Genomic DNA, 16,933 nt, shown 5'->3' with positions numbered 1-16,933 from the left:
ATAACGCTGAAAAGAGGGATAGGGATGGGACTTCCAGTGATTAAGTCATATACAATGCCTGCAGAGTCGGAGCTTCCGGTCAATAAGGTAGCGTGGACGCCGGATGCGAAGCGTGCAGTACTACTCATTCACGATATGCAGCAATATTTCATGGATGCTTTTACGGCCGGGGAATCACCTGTAGTGGAGCTGATTGATCATATTGGACAACTTCGTGCAAAGTGTCATGAACTGGGCATACCTGTGGTGTATTCTGCCCAGCCAGGTGGACAGACACCGGAACAGCGCGGACTGCAGCTGGACTTCTGGGGAGCGGGCATTAATGGGGGACCTACGCAAAAGCAAATCATTGAACCACTGACACCTGCTCCTCAGGATACGTTTATGACCAAATGGCGATACAGCGCCTTCCAGAAGACGGAACTGCTTGAATTGATGCAGGAGCAGGGGCGGGATCAGCTGATCGTATGCGGCATCTATGCTCATATTGGTTGTCTGATGACCTCCTGTGAGGCATTTATGAAGGATATTCAGGCCTTCCTGGTTGCCGACGCGGTGGCTGACTTTTCAGCCGAGAAGCACCGTATGGCACTTACCTATGCGTCGGAGCGCTGCGCAGTAACGCTAACCACCGGGCGATTGCTCGAATCACTCGATGTCTCTGCTAAAGGAAGCGATTCGGTCGGGGCAAACTTCCCGGAGGCAAAATCACACACTGCTGCAGCGATGGAGTCTGCTGAGACGAGTACTGGCAGCAGTGCTCAGGCGAGACTGGACGTGCTGCGAGTACAGGTCGCCGAACTGCTTCAGGAGCAACCATCCCGGATCGGGGAGCATGATGACCTCATTGAGATCTGGGGGCTCGATTCCATACGCATTATGAACCTGGCGGAGCGTTTTCGGGTGGAAGGAGCAGAGGTAACCTTTGTCGATCTGGCCGAGCAGCCAACGCTAGCCTCGTGGGCGGTGCTGTTAAGTGCACAGCCTCATCGGGTCATGCCGAACGGAGATTACTTTTGAGCGGGGCGGTGAACTTGTCGCAGCGTCGGAATGGAACGTGGCCCATGTCGGCTGCGCAGTCCGGGATCTGGTTTGCTCATCAGCTGAATCCGGACAACCCCATGTACAACACAGGTGAATACGTGGTTATTCACGGGCATGTTGATGTACAACAGTTTGAACAGAGTGTTCGTCAAACCGTCGCGGAGGCCGAAACCTTAAACATGGTTTATGGTGAAAATGAACACGGACCTTACCAAACCCTCAACCAGGAGGGCGATCATTGGACGTTTCATATACTGGATGTTCGCGGCGAACAGGATCCCCATGCGGCGGCTATGGCCTGGATGCATCAGGATCTCGCCAGCCCCGTCAATCTTGCAACTGGACCGGTATTTACAGAAGCCCTGTTCCAAGTGAGCGAAGGGCGCTGCTACTGGTACCAGCGCGTGCATCATATTGCAATTGACGGATACGGCGTATCGCTAATTACCCGTAGGGTGGCAAGTCTGTATACTGCCAGGGTTAAGGGTGGATTAGGCGAAAGTGTCATGGAAACACGAGCATTCGGACCGCTGTCCTCTGTCATTCAGGAGGATGAGGCTTATCATGAGTCTGCTGCAAGGGAGCAGGATCGCACATTTTGGCTGGAGCGTTATGCGGATGAACCGGACGTTGTAAGTTTGGGCGAAAAGGCTTCACGGACAGCGGATCATTTCCTGCGGCAGAGGTTTGAACTTGCACAGTCCGATCGGGATCGCCTTCAGGATACGGCGGCCCGGTACGGGGTGACCTGGCCTGATCTGTTTATTGCAGCAGCAGCCATTTATGTGCACCGGATCACCGGCACGCGAGATGTGATACTGGCTTTGCCTGTCATGTGCAGGCTGGGATCGACAGCCTTGCGTGTGCCAGGCATGGTTATGAACGTGCTCCCGCTGCGTTTGAAAGTGGAGTCTGATATGCGTATATCTGCCCTGGCCGAACAGATTGTGCGGGAGATCCGGGCTGTTCGCAAGCATCAACGTTACCGGCACCAGGATCTGCGGCGTGATCTGAAGCTGCTGGGGGAGAATCGCCGACTATTCGGGCCGATGATCAATGTCATGCCATTCCACCATGAGCTGAATTTTGCGGGTCAGCGCGGGATGATCCATAACTTGTCTACAGGTCCGGTCGATGACCTGTCCATTCATGTCGTGGACCAAGGGCACGGTCATGGACTTCGAATTGATTTTGACGCCAATCCTTCTGTGTACAGCGAATCGGATTTGCTGAGTCATCAGCTCCGTTATATGCAGCTGCTGAATTCAATGATGCAGGAAGGAATCGAAGAGCAGTACGTAGGTCAAATGGAAGTGCTGTTACCTAAAGAACGTGACCGGGTCCTGAACGGGTGGAATCAGACACAGCACAAGGCTCCTGAGCGAAACTCGGCAGCCATGTTCGAACAGCAGGTTCGGCGCACCCCGTCTGCCATGGCGGCAACGTTTGAAGCCGAATCACTGACATATGCCGAGCTTAACGAGCGTTCAAACCGTCTGGCTCACGAGCTGATCCAGCATTATAAGGTGGGACCGGAGCAGATCGTAGCTATTGCTATGCCTCGATCTCTGGAGGTCGTGGTTGCCATTCTGGCTGTTCATAAGACGGGAGCAGCTTACCTACCGCTGGACCCGGATTACCCTGAAGAGAGACTAACCTACATGCTAGAGAATGCCAGACCGGCATGTCTGATTACGGTGAAGCACAATTTGTCCCATTTGCAGCACATGTCCGATGTCCCCATGTTGGACTTGGATGAACCGAAGGTTGCGGCGAGGATAGGCCGTCAGTCCGGGAGCAATCCTGAACCAGAGGATCTTATAAAAGCTGCCTCGCAGCTGAATCCCTCTTATATCATCTATACCTCCGGATCAACAGGTAAACCGAAGGGGGTTGCCGTTACCCATCTCGGCCTGTCCAATCTGCTGGAAGATATGAAGCTGAGACTGAAGGTCGGTCCGCAGGATCGCTGGTTATCGGTCACTACAATAGCTTTTGACATTTCAGTTCTTGAGGTATTCCTGCCTCTTACGACCGGAGCAAGGCTGGATATAGCTCGCAAAGAAACCATTCTTGATCCGGTGGCTCTGGCCGCACAGATGAGACGGCAGGGGACAACGATTATGCAAGCCACACCAACGTTGTGGCAGTCTCTGGTGACCAGCAAGCCTGGGACATTTGACGGTCTGACGGTCATTACCGGCGGTGAAGCCCTCTCTGAGGAACTGAAGCTTTGCTTGCAGGATATGGGATGTCACGTTCATAACCAATATGGACCGACGGAGACCACAATTTATTCAACGGCTGCTGCGATGGTGGCTGAATCAACGGGTAAACCCTCTATTGGCGGACCGGTTCGAAATACGCAGCTATTCGTGTTGGATGGGAGTCTGAATCCAGTCCCTCCGGGTGTTGTCGGAGAATTATATATTGCGGGAGATGGGCTGGCACGAGGTTATTTGGGAAGACCCGACCTGACCGCCGAGCGGTTTGTTGCGAATCCCTTCGGACAAGCAGGCAGCCGTATGTATCGTACAGGAGACTTGGCGAAGTGGCTGCCTGACGGGTCGATTGACTATTTAGGCAGGGCAGACCACCAGATCAAAATTAGAGGATTCCGCATCGAATTGGGTGAGATTGAATCCGTCATTTCCAGATATCCTGGTGTAGCCCAGGTTACGGTTATGGCACGCGAGGACCAACCTGGCAATCTGCGTCTGGCCGCATATGTGGTAGCAACCTCTGAATACTCGTTAGGCCTGGATCTGTCGCTGCTTCGGGCATATGTGGCGGATGAACTGCCGGATTACATGGTGCCAGCTGCCTTCATGAACCTTGACGAAATGCCGCTGACTCCCAATAAAAAAATCGATCGCAAGCAGCTGCCTGTCCCTTCCGTACAGTCCCATGCCAGCGGACGTGAGGCCAGAACACCTCAGGAGGAGATGCTGTGCAGTTTATTCGCTGAGATTCTGGGTGTCGCTCATGTAGGGATCGACGATGATTTCTTCGAACTTGGTGGTCATTCTCTGCTTGCAGGCCGTATAACAGCCCGGATTCGGGATGTGTTTGGAGCAGAGCTGAATATTGGCAGTGTATTCGAATCACCAACGGCAGCAGGCCTCGCCAAGAGATTGGATCAGGTGGGGTCAGTCCGACCAGTAATAGAGCCTGCTGCCCGTCATGGTGAGATTCCTCTCTCCTTTGCTCAGCGGCGGCTCTGGTTCCTGTATTGTCTGGAAGGACCGAGTCCTACGTACAATATTCCGCTTGTGGTGCGGTTAACCGGCAAACTTGATATACCTGCGCTTCAAGCGGCCGTTCAGGACATTGTTGATCGCCATGAGACGTTGAGAACGTTATATCCGCCAGAGCTTGGTTCTACAAGCCAGACCATTCTGGATGCCGAAGACGTTCATGTGAACTTACATGTGAGCTACGCTGCAGAGGATGAGCTGGCGGAACTTCTGACCGAAGCTTCCCGGTACAGCTTCGAGCTCTCAAGCGAGCCGGGTATCCGTACGGAGCTGTTTACTACCGGTCCGGACGAGCATGTTCTGTTGTTACTGCTTCATCATATAGCGGGAGATGGTTGGTCCCTGTCGCCTTTGACGCGGGACTTGTCCCAAGCATACAGGGCACGTGTTCAGGGGGCGGCGCCTTCATGGAAACCTCTGCGCGTTCAATATGCCGATTACGCGGTGTGGCAGGATCGACTGCTTGGAGACGAAGGCCAACCGGACAGCCTGATTGCAAGGCAGCTTGAGTTCTGGAGCCGTCAACTGGAAGGTTTGCCGGAACAAGTGACGTTTCCAGCCGATTATCCGCGTCCGGTGGTCTCCAGCTACCGGGGCGGAACGATCCCTTTTACCATTAGTCAGAAACTGCATGAACAGCTCATAGCTGTGGCCCGGGAGAACAAAGTCAGTCTCTTCATGGTTTTCCATGCGGTATTATCGCTACTGCTTACACGCATGGGAGCGGGTACCGATATTGCGATTGGGACCCCGATTGCCGGCAGGAGCGATGATGCACTGGACGAAGTGGTGGGCATGTTCATCAATACCCTTGTGCTGCGTACAGACACTTCCGGGGATCCGACGTTCCGTGAACTGCTGGCACGTGTGCGGGAAGTGGATCTGGCTGCTTACGAACATCAGGATCTGCCTTTTGAGCGTTTGGTTGAAGTGCTGAATCCGTCCAGGTCCCGCTCCAAGCATCCACTCTTTCAGGTGATGCTGGTCCTGCAAAATACGCCAGACGTTCAGCTGGATCTGCCAGGTATGGGATCCCAAACGAGTATGCAGGGCGTGGGCTCGTCCAAATTCGACCTGACTGTGGAGCTCACGGAACAACGTGAACACAATGGCTCACCAGCGGGAGTTGAAGGGGTGCTGGAGTACAGTACGGATCTTTTTCGGGAATCAACGGCAGCAGAACTTGTGGTCCGATTGATCCAGGTGCTGGAGGATGCCGTCCAACATACGGACGAACACATTAGCTGCTTTAACGTGGTAACTCCCAAGGAAACTGCGCTCTTGGAGCAGCAGTGCTTTGCCGCAGCGGATGAAGCTTCATTACCTGGAATGACCATTGTTGAACGCTTTGAAATTCAGGCAGCAGCTACCCCCGATGCACCGGCTGTGAGCTTGGGAGACACGGTCATTAACTATCATGAGCTCAATGCAAGAGCCAACAGGCTGGCAAGATTGTTGATTGCAGAAGGTGTAGGCCCAGAGCAGATGGTTGCTCTTGCACTGCCACGTTCCACTGAGATGGTGGTCGGTATTCTGGCTGTGTTAAAAGCAGGGGCGGCCTATCTTCCACTTGATCCGAACTATCCTTCGGACCGATTGACGCATATGCTGACAGATGCAGCTCCGGGCGTGATGATTACCAACGAGGAAGTAGCATTACTGCTGCCTCAGATCGAATCCGTACAATGGTTTAACCTGGACGATTTTCAAACCATTCAGCGGCTGTCTGCTCAGGATGAACGAAATCCCGCAGATGGTGAACGCAATGGACGCGTGTCTCATCTCAGTCCGGCTTATATGATCTATACCTCGGGTTCCACAGGCAAACCAAAGGGAGTGGTTATTCCCCATGCCAATGTGATCCGGTTATTTGAGGCTACACAGCACTGGTACCAATTTAATGCGAGTGATGTATGGACGTTATTCCATTCTTACGCATTTGATTTCTCGGTCTGGGAGATCTGGGGACCATTGCTGCACGGGGGTCGGCTGGTCGTTGTGCCGCATGAGATTAGTCGCTCTCCAGGTGCCTTCCTGCAGCTGCTTGCCGAGCAGGAGGTCACGGTGTTGAATCAGACGCCGTCAGCATTCTACCAGCTGATGCAGGCAGATCGGGAGCATCCGGAGTGGGGGCAGAAGCTTGGACTCCGCTACGTGATCTTTGGAGGAGAGGCACTGGAACTCGGTCGGTTGGAAGATTGGTATGGTCGCCATCCAGATGATGCACCAAAACTGATTAATATGTATGGGATTACGGAGACCACCGTCCATGTCAGCTATCAGGAACTGCATGCGGGCAGTGCAGCAGAAGGAGCAAGCAGCTGGATAGGCTTTGCCATTCCGGATTTGCGCGTATACGTGCTGGATGATCATCTCCAGCCTGTGCCTGCAGGTGTGACAGGTGAGATGTATGTGGCTGGAGCAGGCCTTGCCCGCGGGTATTGGGGCAGACCGGATCTTACGGCAGAGCGTTTCGTCGCAGATCCATACGGTCCTGCAGGAACACGAATGTACCGGACGGGAGATTTGGCCAAAAGACTTCATGATGGGTCACTTGATTATTTGGGCCGGGCGGATCAGCAGGTGAAAATTCGCGGTTTCCGCATCGAGCTTGGCGAGATCGAAGCGGTGCTGGCCAGACATCCCGAGGTTGCACAAGCTGCGGTCATCGTCCGCGAAGACCAGCCGGGAGATAAACGCCTCGTGGCGTATATCGTGCCAAACTCGAAGATGGGGCCCGAACCAGAATCGGCTATGCTTCGTCGTCATGCATCAGCGAGTCTGCCTGATTACATGGTGCCATCAGCGGTGGTCACCATGGAGGCTATACCGCTCACTGCCAACGGCAAGCTGGACCGCAAAGCTTTGCCTGTACCGGAAATGCAGCTGACTTCCGGTGGCCGGGCACCACGTAATCCGCAAGAGCAGATTTTGTGTGATCTGTTTGCCGAAGTGCTGGGATTGCGAAGTGTCAGTATCGATGATGGGTTCTTTGAACTTGGTGGACATTCCCTGCTCGCTGTTCGTTTGATGAGCCGAATCCGGGAGGCCATGGGCAAAGAACCGGGGATTGGCATTTTGTTTGAAACGGCAACAGTTGCCGGACTGGCCGAACGGCTTGAAATGGATTCGGATACGGGAACAGGTTCGCTGCAAGTGCTGCTGCCTCTCCGGACTCACGGAGCTCACCTCCCGCTATTCTGTGTTCATCCTGCCGGAGGATTAAGCTGGTGTTATGCCGGGTTGATGAAACATCTGGGTATGGAATACCCCATTTACGGTTTACAGGCCCGCGGCATTGCCCAGTACGAGGATCTTCCGGCTACGCTGGAGGAGATGACGGCAGATTATATCCGTCATATTCGCTCCGTACAGCCTGAGGGACCTTACCGATTGCTGGGCTGGTCTCTTGGAGGCAATGTAGCTCAGGCCATGGCTGTACAGCTACAGTCGGAAGGGGAAGAGGTAGAGTTTCTTGCCATGCTGGACGCTTATCCGAGTCATTATCTTCCGATTCGCGGGGAACCGGATGAGGAAGAGGCGCTGACCGCCTTGCTTGCCCTTGGTGGATATGATCCAGACAGTATTGGGGAAGGTCCGCTGGATATGGCTGCAGCCATGCGTATTCTTCGCAGTGAAGGAAGTGCGCTGGCCAGTCTGGATGAGGAGACGATCATGAAACTGCGGAAAACGTATGAAAATTCCGTGCGCATTCTGGGGGCGTACACGCCTTCCCGATTCGAAGGGGATCTGATATTCTTTCGTTCTACCGTCATTCCGGACTGGTTTGACCCCATTGAACCTGAAATGTGGAATGCCTATATTGGAGGCCAAATGGAAAGGCATGATATTGCCTGCCGCCATAAGGATCTCTGCCAGCCTGGACCACTGGCTGAAATATGCCAGACGCTGACGGCCAAGCTGGAGAAGCTGAATCAGCGCCAAGTTCATCTTAAATAGGAGGATAAGCCGATGAGCAACCCTTTTGAACAGGAAGACAGCAATTATCTGGTATTAATCAATGAGGAAGGGCAGTATTCGCTCTGGCCTGCATCCATTCCAGTTCCTGCAGGATGGACCCAAATGCTGGGCAAGGCGAAACGCCGGGTGTGTCTTGATTACATCGCGGAGCAGTGGACGGACCTAAAGCCGCTAAGCCTCTGTGATGAAACGGGGATGCCCGGGGTGGTTCAAGAGGCTGGCGGATGAGACTCAGGCTGTATCCCAAGGCCATTATCACTATAAATAAATATCAAAAATCCCTGGCTAATTTGCCAGGGATTTTGGTGTTTCTATATATTTACTATTTACTATCTACAAGTTGAATCTAGAAAAACGGTATTGCTAAGTTTCTTTTAAAGGATAGATTATGCTGCTGGGGCAACAATTTGAGTTCTCTCAAGAACGGCTTGAGATTCAGCATTTGCAGGGCGGTAGCCTTTTTCGAGCAATTCTTTGATATAAATCTTGTTGTAGACGAACGAGAATACGATTCCGCTAACCCAAGCCCCGATACCAAAAGTGAAGGCTCCGATAGCTGCTGCGATTAAAAACATAATAACAGCCCATTTCAAATCACCCCGGAACAGAGCAGGGAGAAATCCGAAAAAGAATGTTGTCCAACTGAAACCAACTTTGACGTTTTTGGTTACACCGGCACTGTTTTGCAAAAAGATATGCATTTGTCCACTTCCTTCTAAAATAATGAATCGGAGAGAGAATCGGGGATCGACAAAAGTATGTAAGGTATAATCTAGTTATAAAAGCCTGATCTGTTTTTCCTATTTCTCGTCCAAGTGGTTCTATAGTACCATTAATTGGACAGAATGTAATCATTTTTTTGAAAAATTATGTGCTTAAAGGTGAAAATAAAAAAAGAAGGAAGGAATGAAAATTCCCTCCTTCACAGTAGTAATGAATATAACTCCTCAATAGTAATTACATCAGGCTGGGTTGGCAGTTCCATTGCCACAGAACCGGTGGCTGCCAGCATATGCCCCTCATCCAGACGCTGGCTGAGGAATTGATACGTCGGTGCTTCGGGACAATACCAGAGTCCGTCCATGCCACGCAGCATGGAGAAGGAGTCAAGCGGCATGGATAACCCCATACCGATGGCCTTGATATAACTTTCTTTCAGCGTCCACAGCTGATAGAAGGTTTCCAGCTGCTGTTCCGCAGACTCGGCTGCCAGGTTTTGGCTCTCCAACGGAGTGAAGAAACGTTCGGCAATCGTCATGTCGATGGGGGATATTTTCTCTACGTCCACACCGAGTGGAGCTTCACCTCCTGAAATTACTGCAACCCAATCACCGGAATGGGATACATTGAAGGGCAGGTCAGGGTGGCTGATAAGTGAAGGCTTACCGTATGTATTGCGGATAAAGACAAGATCGCCCGGTCTCGAACCAGTCCACTTGCCCAACGTCACACGAGCCAGCGCCTCCCCAAGCACCGAACGATACGCATCGGCCTGATGGACAAATCGTGCCGCTTGCTGTCGCCGCTCAGCCGAGACGAGCGCGAGGAGCCAATGCCAAACTTCATTGGGGATTTCTGCTGGAATGCGCAGAACTTGAATGTTTATCATGATTTATCACCTGACGAAATATTCGGCATGTTCAGCGAAATCCCCTTTATATTCCTTAGTTCTCCACTGCGTTTTCGCCCACTTTTACACCTGTTGCTTTCTCTTCCACTCCTCATGCCCGGCTCGAATGCGTTCCCACATCGCCACGCACTCCAGTTCACTGTAGCGTATCAACGGTTCATGAAAGACTCCGTCCAACAACTCTCTCCAATCGGTATAGCTCTGTATTTCGGTTTTATGAATGCCTTCAGCAGTATGGGTTCGCAGCATGCATCCACGCAGCTCGTTGCTGGCCACAGCATCCCTCTGGCGAAGCAGGAAAACATGATGCCATGGCGATTCCACCGATTGACTGTAGAAATGATGTTTGGGGATAAACTCATCCAGGGTAAGGAGCACCTCCGGAGCGTAGTCTACGCCCTCACTGGGTCCATGAGGTTCGTATTCAAGCCGCCATCCCTCAGAAGCAACGCTGGATGAGGTTAGGTTGTAGGTGAAAGGAGCCTCTCCATAAACCTCATAACGAAGCGGCAGAGGATCGAAGGGCATGCCACCCAGGCCAACATCGACGATCCAGCGTTCGGTCTCAGGACCAGCTTCAGGTAGGAGGACTGACAGCCCAAGATGGAACGAATTTACACGCGGCTGCTCACCATGGGGCTGGACTCCGGCACGATGCCACTGTACTTCATAGCCGAGCGAACGAAGCAGGACACTGAATGCGCCATTGAGATGGAAGCAGTACCCGCTGCGTCCTTGTAGGACAAGTCGGACTGAATTGGCAAGATCGATTGCTTCTGGGCGTCCTGTAAAGATATCTATTGTTTGCCATGAAAGGAATTGTACATGTGCACGATGAAGTTCTGACAAAAATTCCAATGTTGGCGGTTTAATATCATCAATGTGGATTCGTTTCAGATAGGACTTCAGTTCTGAATCTGTCAATGTGTTCAAGCGGAATCACCTCAAATCGATTAGTCGGCCATTCTTACAAGGAAGCGAAAAGGCCATGATTTTATTGTAAAAGTGACAAGTGAAAAGGGATACTCACGTTTACACGGATTGTACCGGTACAATTGAGACAGCATCTATATCGTGGAGGGATGAAATTCTTTTTTCGGGGGTATGTTAACCGTTTGGAGTGGATATAGGTTAGAATATAGATAGAAAGCAGGATTAGGAGATGGAAAAATGGCTAATGATGAAGTAATTTTGACACAGGAAGGCTTGGAAAAGCTGGAGGACGAACTGAGGGAATTGAAGACGGTGAAGCGTAAAGAGTTGGCTGAGCGTCTGAAGCTTGCGATCAGTTACGGTGACCTGAAGGAAAATAGTGAGTATCATTCAGCCAAAGATGATCAGGCATTTATGGAAACCCGCATTTTGATTCTGGAGAAGATGCTGACCAAAGCAAGAGTGATTAGTTCGGATAATATCGACTCCAACAAGGTGAGCATTGGCTCAATCGTGATGCTGAATGATATTGAATTTGCTGAAAAGATTGAATATCAACTGGTTGGCCCAGCTGAGGCCGATGTAGCGAATAACAAAATTTCCTACGAAAGCCCACTCGGCAAGGAGATTATGGGCAAAGAAGTAGGCAGCGTCATTCATGTCAATGCACCGATGGGTGTCATCAAATATGAGTTGCTTGAGATCAGATCGAATTAACTACAGATTCAATAAGGATTACGTTGCTGCCATGGGGTGGCGTGCGTAATCCTTTTTTGTAACCAAAAACAGTCATTTGGAAGGTTATCGGAAGTCTTGATTATGTGTAATATAATGCAAGGGGTTGGAGTGTCTGAATTTAACCCATACTGAAATGTAGGGGAATATTAATAAAAATAACCTTTCGCTCGAATGTAAATAAATAACATTTCGATAAATTTCGATTTTCGAATGACCTGACACGAGGAGTGTTATATAATTACGGGAAAACTTTAAAGTGATGGAGTAGATACGATGAATTTTAGTAAGTCAAACCTGGAGCAAGACAATACTGGCAAAGGTGAGCGCTTCTCACGCGCCGGGTTTATCCTAGCCGCCATCGGTAGTTCGGTTGGTCTGGGCAACATGTGGAAATTCCCTTATATTACAGGGGAAAATGGGGGAGCTGCGTTTTTCCTGCTCTTCATCGTCTGTCTATTGCTTATTGGTCTGCCTGTTCTGCTTGCAGAGCTTGCTATCGGACGCAGTGGCAGAGGCAGCGCCGCTACGGCATTTATCAAGGCTGGTGGACATAAGGGCTGGCTTGCTGCAGGTTTATTGCAAGTACTGACACCGTTTATCATTCTTTCCTTCTACGTTATTATCGCAGGGTGGACGCTGCACTATGCTGTGACCACGTTTAGCGGTAGGTTGTTCGACAATCCGGATTATGCCGGGCAGTTTGGTTCCTTTGTAGGCGGATATCTACCGATCATGTGGCAACTGCTTGCAGTATTGATTACGGGCTGGATAGTAGCCAAAGGGGTTTCCAACGGGATCGAGAAATTCAATAAGGTCCTGATCCCAGCCATGCTGGTTCTGCTCATTATCCTGATGATTCGGGCAGTGACTCTGCCTGGAGCGGGTGCGGGAGTTTCCTTTTTCCTGAATCCCGATTTCTCGCAGCTTACGACTGAATCAGCGCTGGTTGCACTTGGACATGCCTTTTTCTCCCTGTCGCTCGGGATGGGTATCCTGGTGACTTATGGTTCCTACGTAGATAAAAATCAATCGCTGGGTGCGGCAACTGTCGCTGTCGGCGCGGGTGACCTGATCTATGCATTTATTGCCGGTCTAATCATCTTCCCAACGACATTTTCGTTTGGAATTGCACCGGACCAAGGGCCTTCACTCATTTTCGTGGCTCTTCCAGCTGCGTTCTCGGCTATGCCGCTCGGATTTCTGTTTGGTGGACTGTTCTTCATCCTGCTGGCAATCGCTGCACTGACATCAGCCGTATCCTTGCTTGAAGTTCCGGTGAAATACTTCATGGAACGGTTGTCCTGGAGCAGAAACCGTGCCGTATGGGTGATCTCACTGGCTGTTTTCATCGTTGGCTTGCCTTCTGTATTGTCTCTAGGCTTGCTGCCTGAATGGACCATTGGTTCGAAGAGTGTATTCGACTGGATGGATTTTGTAGCGTCCAACATTTTGCTGCCAATCGGCGGATTGCTTGTGACGATCTTTGCGGGTTACTTCTGGAAAAAGGCTGCAGAGGCTTCAGGCCTGAATGCAGGCTGGTTCCGGATTTGGTTGTTCATGCTGCGTTATGTGGCACCTATTCTCGTCGTTCTCGTGCTGCTGCACACATCTGGTATCATTCACTTCTAACCGTGAAGACCGGGTAAGAGGAAACGATGTGCATTGTGCAGATTTGCCATAGCTAAAACCTCTTGGAAGAAATGCAAAAGCCCTTGTGTTCCCTCGATAATTTTGGGACAATACAGAGTAGAGGTTTTTTGGTAGGACCGATCAGCCATATGCTTTTTGCGAAAAGAGGACTATACAATGAACAAATCATCCATTTATGGATTAACATTAGAGCAACTTCGTTCCTGGCTGCCGGAGCATGGGCAGAAGAAATCCCGTGCTTCCCGGATCTGGGAATGGTTATATCAAGAGCGCGTACATGATTTTCCCGAGATGAACGATGTGCGTCAGGAATGTCTGGATGTTCTCTCTGAACACTTCACGATGAACTCGATGAGTGAACACGTGAAGCAGGAGTCTGCAGACGGTACGGTGAAGTTTCTGCTGCGGATGCAGGACGGCAACCTGATTGAGACGGTATTGATGCGTCAAAAATACGGTCTTACCGTCTGTGTTACGACCCAAGTGGGTTGTAATATTGGCTGCAGCTTCTGCGCGAGCGGATTGATTAAGAAAAGCCGTGACCTGTCCGCAGGAGAAATTGTGGAACAGATCATGCATGTACAGCGGCACCTGGATGCAGCGGGTCAAGGCGAGCGGGTAACCAACGTTGTCGTGATGGGCATTGGCGAACCGTTTGATAATTTCGAGAATATGAGCAACTTCATTGAAGTGATCAAGGATCGTAAGGGGCTGGCCCTTGCTGCCAAACGTATCACTGTATCCACAAGTGGACTGCCTGACAAGATCAAAGAATTTGCAGACAGCAGTCTGCAGGTTAATCTGGCAATCTCCTTGCATGCACCGAATAACGAACTGCGTACACACATCATGAAGATCAACCGGGCCTTCCCGATTGAACAGCTGATGGATGCAGTTGATTATTATTTGGCTACCACGAACAAACGCATCATGTTTGAGTATATTTTGCTTCGGGATGTTAACGATCAACGGGAGCATGCAGCCGAGCTGGCTGAACTGTTGTCCAGTCGTAAGAGCATGGTCAGCGTCAATCTGATTCCATACAATCCGGTTGATGAGCATAGTCAATATCAGCGGAGTACCGAAGAATCAATTCTGGGCTTCTATGACACACTTAAGAAAAATAACATCAACTCCACGGTACGTATGGAACACGGTACCGACATCGATGCTGCCTGCGGTCAACTGCGCAGTAAACAGATGAAAAATAATGCGGCTGAATCACAGCCAGACCGTCTGGCTATGGGGTAACTTCCCATGAGATGATTGGTGCGGCATCGTTATAGTGCACGTAGGCAAAACGCCTCCGTATCTCACTGGAAAAGTGAGTACAGAGGCGTTTTTTAATATCTATTGGAGCTGTTTGGTCATTAACAGATGGGGAATGCCATCTTCCATGAACACATCGGAGGCTGCGGCATATCCAAGACGTTCGTAGAACCCGGAAGCTTGAACCTGAGCATGCAGTTTGGCCCTTTTCAGCCCTTGATCCAGTGCCATTTGCTCGAGTTTATCGATCAGCACCCGGCCGAGGCCATGTTTGCGGTAATCCATCATCACACAGATCCGTTCCAGCTTCGCGACATTCTCCACAATACGCAATCTGGAGGAAGCGGCAGGTACGCCGTCTACGTAGAGGAGAATATGACGGGCTTCAGTACCGAGTGCATCATAGGCGTCGAATTCCTCTTCTGCAGAAACCCCTTGCTCTTCTACAAAGATAGCGGTACGAATGGCGAAGCAGGCATCGAGCAGTTCCTGATTATCAACTTCTACAATAGTGGTATTCATGAATGTTTCTCCTTTAACCGATAGTAATGTCATTCTGACATGGTAAACTGATACAAAAGCAAAATGCGATCCTCAAAAGAGCAAAATTCCATCGTTCACTTTTAAGATGAGTTAATTTTAGTTATATCACTAATTATGTTGCGTATGCAACAAAATAATAAGAGGGTGTGCGTACAATGACTGAGAAAAAAGAAGTGCTGCGCGAGATCGGCATGATCGCACGTTGTTTGGATTCCATCAGTAATGTTGAATTTCAACATTTGAACCTCTCTCGTGGACAGTATTTGTATCTGTATCGCATATGCGAGAACCCTGGCATCATTCCTAACCAGCTGGCTGAGATGATCAAAGTGGACCGCACCACGGCAGCCAGAGCGATCAGCAAGTTGGAGGCAGACGGGTTTATCGTCAAGAAGTCGGCATTGGGTAATAAAAAGAACAAGCAATTATATCCAACAGAGGCCGGACTGGATGCCTGGGCTTTTATTCAAAAAGAGGGAGTGCACTCCGACCAGGTTACGCTGGAAGGACTGACAGAGGAAGAGATTGAGCTGGCGGTCAACCTTCTGCGGCGGATGCGTCATAATATTGAAGTCGATTGGAAGTTTGTCAAAAAAGGCGGCCGCCGGGCCTACATGAACGAGTCCGAATGAGCAGAGCCCCTATCCTTGATTCCTGCATCCCAGACCATAGCCGAGCTTATTTCAAGGAAAAGAATCAACATTCCACAGGATTCATCGCACAGGAGGCAATCATGAAGAGCATCAAGCGTAGAAGACTGACGTGGCTGGTGGCACTATCCGTTATTGCAGTCAGTATTATAGCCTTGTCGTTTCTGTACATGAAGGAGAGGTTTGTGATGAACGAGGTGTCCCCGACGGTGGCATTTGTCCAGAACCATATGACCAATCCGAATGGCACGCTGGCTTCCTATTTGCAGGATGCTGCTTCAGAGCAGGCAGACATTGTTGCCGGCAGGGAGGCGTTGTCGGAATCACTGGGTTTGTGGATGCAATATGCGGTGGCCAAGAACGATCAGTCATTGTTTGAACAGAGCTATGAACTGCTCACGACTTATTTTCTAATGCCTCAAAAGTATATTGCCTGGAAACTGGACAAGGAAGGCAAGTCCCACGTAACGACGAATGCACTGGGTGATGATTTTCGAATTATAGACGCATTATTAAAGGCTGCGGATCAATGGGAACAGGGCAGAGATGCGAAGTTGACCACGGCTGCCGAGATCTCTCGTACCTTGAGCCAATCCGTACAGAATGAAGGATACTTTGTTGATTTTCATGACTTTGCAGGAGGGTATTCCCCGGATACGTTGAGCTTGGTATATGTGGACTTACCGGCTCTCGAGCAGATGGAGAAACACGAGATGCTGCAGCCTGGGACATACGCCAAGTATGAGAATTTGCTTCGAAACATGCCCGATGACGGAGTATTCTATCCCAAAACATTCAACGTTGTAACCGAGGAGTATACTTATGATGACAAGGTAAACCTGATCGATCAGCTCATCGTAGCGAACCACCTGGCCCAGACCAGCCGGGAACCGGATAAGTTGATTTCTTTTTTGAAAAAGGAATTTAAAGTCCGTCATCAGCTGCCCGGACAGTATGTTCGTAACAATCGTGCACCTGCGGTAAACTATGAATCGCCTTCCGTATATGGACTCGCCATCTTGCTTGCCGTGCGCACTGGTGATCCAAAATGGGCCAAACAGCTGTATAACCATATGATCACGATGCGTGGTCAGGATGGGGCTTATCCGGGAGGATATGTGTTTGATGGGAACACCCATATGTTTGATAATCTGTTCCCTTTGCTTGGAGAGACTGAATTACAGAAGTTCCTTAAAAAGTAATAGATTTGTATTCTTATTTGGGTATAGATATGATAG

The 16,933-nt window shown here is 50.3% G+C and carries 12 protein-coding genes; 8 read left to right on the top strand and 4 right to left on the bottom strand.

The window, feature by feature from the left end; translation table 11 throughout:
* Window positions 1–24: 24 nt before the first annotated feature.
* The 3 genes from MHB82_RS29045 to MHB82_RS29035 are packed head-to-tail and all read left to right on the top strand — an operon-like array spanning window position 25 to window position 8,510.
* Window positions 25–1,020, top strand: a complete 996-nt coding sequence (locus MHB82_RS29045) for an isochorismatase family protein (RefSeq protein WP_341176468.1) — start codon at window positions 25–27, stop codon at window positions 1,018–1,020.
* Window positions 1,021–1,064: 44 nt separating this feature from the next.
* Window positions 1,065–8,261, top strand: coding sequence for an amino acid adenylation domain-containing protein (locus tag MHB82_RS29040; RefSeq protein WP_341176717.1), 7,197 nt, complete (start codon window positions 1,065–1,067; stop codon window positions 8,259–8,261).
* A gap of 12 nt (window positions 8,262–8,273) precedes the next feature.
* The gene (locus MHB82_RS29035; protein WP_095290719.1) at window positions 8,274–8,510 is read left to right on the top strand and encodes an MbtH family protein; all 237 of its coding nucleotides are present in this window, start codon (window positions 8,274–8,276) and stop codon (window positions 8,508–8,510) included.
* Between the two features lie 158 nt (window positions 8,511–8,668).
* Here MHB82_RS29035 and MHB82_RS29030 read toward each other — a convergent pair whose 3' ends face one another.
* The 3 genes from MHB82_RS29030 to MHB82_RS29020 form a co-directional block, all read right to left on the bottom strand.
* Window positions 8,669–8,983, bottom strand: coding sequence for a hypothetical protein (locus MHB82_RS29030; RefSeq protein ID WP_095360236.1), 315 nt, complete (start codon window positions 8,981–8,983; stop codon window positions 8,669–8,671).
* A 221-nt stretch (window positions 8,984–9,204) separates the two neighbouring features.
* On the bottom strand, window positions 9,205–9,891 hold the full coding sequence (locus MHB82_RS29025) for a 4'-phosphopantetheinyl transferase family protein (RefSeq protein WP_341176467.1): 687 nt from the start codon (window positions 9,889–9,891) through the stop codon (window positions 9,205–9,207).
* Between the two features lie 84 nt (window positions 9,892–9,975).
* Window positions 9,976–10,845, bottom strand: coding sequence for an arylamine N-acetyltransferase family protein (locus MHB82_RS29020; protein ID WP_341176466.1), 870 nt, complete (start codon window positions 10,843–10,845; stop codon window positions 9,976–9,978).
* Window positions 10,846–11,082: 237 nt separating this feature from the next.
* On the opposite strand from MHB82_RS29020, the gene greA reads away from it, so the two are divergent.
* From greA to rlmN, 3 genes are all read left to right on the top strand, one after another.
* Window positions 11,083–11,562 carry a transcription elongation factor GreA gene (gene greA / locus MHB82_RS29015; protein WP_095360233.1) on the top strand — a complete coding sequence of 160 codons (480 nt, stop codon included), beginning with the start codon at window positions 11,083–11,085 and terminating at the stop codon, window positions 11,560–11,562.
* Between the two features lie 294 nt (window positions 11,563–11,856).
* Window positions 11,857–13,212: a sodium-dependent transporter gene (locus MHB82_RS29010; protein ID WP_095360232.1), complete on the top strand. Its 1,356-nt coding sequence runs from the start codon at window positions 11,857–11,859 to the stop codon at window positions 13,210–13,212.
* Between the two features lie 177 nt (window positions 13,213–13,389).
* On the top strand, window positions 13,390–14,484 hold the full coding sequence (gene rlmN, locus MHB82_RS29005) for a 23S rRNA (adenine(2503)-C(2))-methyltransferase RlmN (protein ID WP_095360231.1): 1,095 nt from the start codon (window positions 13,390–13,392) through the stop codon (window positions 14,482–14,484).
* 99 nt (window positions 14,485–14,583) lie between these two features.
* Here rlmN and MHB82_RS29000 read toward each other — a convergent pair whose 3' ends face one another.
* Window positions 14,584–15,024 (bottom strand): GNAT family N-acetyltransferase, encoded by a 441-nt coding sequence (locus tag MHB82_RS29000; RefSeq protein ID WP_095360230.1) that lies wholly within the window; start codon window positions 15,022–15,024, stop codon window positions 14,584–14,586.
* Window positions 15,025–15,200: 176 nt separating this feature from the next.
* Here MHB82_RS29000 and MHB82_RS28995 point away from each other — a divergent pair, with 176 nt between their 5' ends.
* Both MHB82_RS28995 and MHB82_RS28990 read left to right on the top strand, forming a co-directional pair.
* Window positions 15,201–15,677 carry a MarR family winged helix-turn-helix transcriptional regulator gene (locus MHB82_RS28995; RefSeq protein ID WP_095360229.1) on the top strand — a complete coding sequence of 159 codons (477 nt, stop codon included), beginning with the start codon at window positions 15,201–15,203 and terminating at the stop codon, window positions 15,675–15,677.
* 101 nt (window positions 15,678–15,778) lie between these two features.
* Window positions 15,779–16,897 carry a glycosyl hydrolase family 8 gene (locus tag MHB82_RS28990; protein ID WP_095360228.1) on the top strand — a complete coding sequence of 373 codons (1,119 nt, stop codon included), beginning with the start codon at window positions 15,779–15,781 and terminating at the stop codon, window positions 16,895–16,897.
* The last annotated feature ends 36 nt before the right edge of the window (window positions 16,898–16,933 follow it).

Source organism: Paenibacillus sp. FSL K6-2862, assembly GCF_038005125.1.
In the GTDB taxonomy this organism is placed as follows: Bacteria; Bacillota; Bacilli; order Paenibacillales; family Paenibacillaceae; genus Paenibacillus; species Paenibacillus illinoisensis_A.
The sequence above is the reverse complement of the archived record's forward strand: the minus strand, read 5'-3'. Positions and strand labels throughout refer to the sequence as shown.

Bases quoted from the DNA above. Each gene is read 5' to 3' on its own strand.
- MHB82_RS29030 (WP_095360236.1), bottom strand. From the start codon at position 8,983: ATGCATATCTTTTTGCAAAACAGTGCCGGTGTAACCAAAAACGTCAAA.
- MHB82_RS29000 (WP_095360230.1), bottom strand. From the start codon at position 15,024: ATGAATACCACTATTGTAGAAGTTGATAATCAGGAACTGCTCGATGCC.
- MHB82_RS29035 (WP_095290719.1), top strand. From the start codon at position 8,274: ATGAGCAACCCTTTTGAACAGGAAGACAGCAATTATCTGGTATTAATC.
- MHB82_RS29045 (WP_341176468.1), top strand. From the start codon at position 25: ATGGGACTTCCAGTGATTAAGTCATATACAATGCCTGCAGAGTCGGAG.
- MHB82_RS29025 (WP_341176467.1), bottom strand. From the start codon at position 9,891: ATGATAAACATTCAAGTTCTGCGCATTCCAGCAGAAATCCCCAATGAA.
- MHB82_RS29040 (WP_341176717.1), top strand. From the start codon at position 1,065: ATGTCGGCTGCGCAGTCCGGGATCTGGTTTGCTCATCAGCTGAATCCG.
- greA (WP_095360233.1), top strand. From the start codon at position 11,083: ATGGCTAATGATGAAGTAATTTTGACACAGGAAGGCTTGGAAAAGCTG.
- rlmN (WP_095360231.1), top strand. From the start codon at position 13,390: ATGAACAAATCATCCATTTATGGATTAACATTAGAGCAACTTCGTTCC.
- MHB82_RS29010 (WP_095360232.1), top strand. From the start codon at position 11,857: ATGAATTTTAGTAAGTCAAACCTGGAGCAAGACAATACTGGCAAAGGT.
- MHB82_RS28995 (WP_095360229.1), top strand. From the start codon at position 15,201: ATGACTGAGAAAAAAGAAGTGCTGCGCGAGATCGGCATGATCGCACGT.
- MHB82_RS28990 (WP_095360228.1), top strand. From the start codon at position 15,779: ATGAAGAGCATCAAGCGTAGAAGACTGACGTGGCTGGTGGCACTATCC.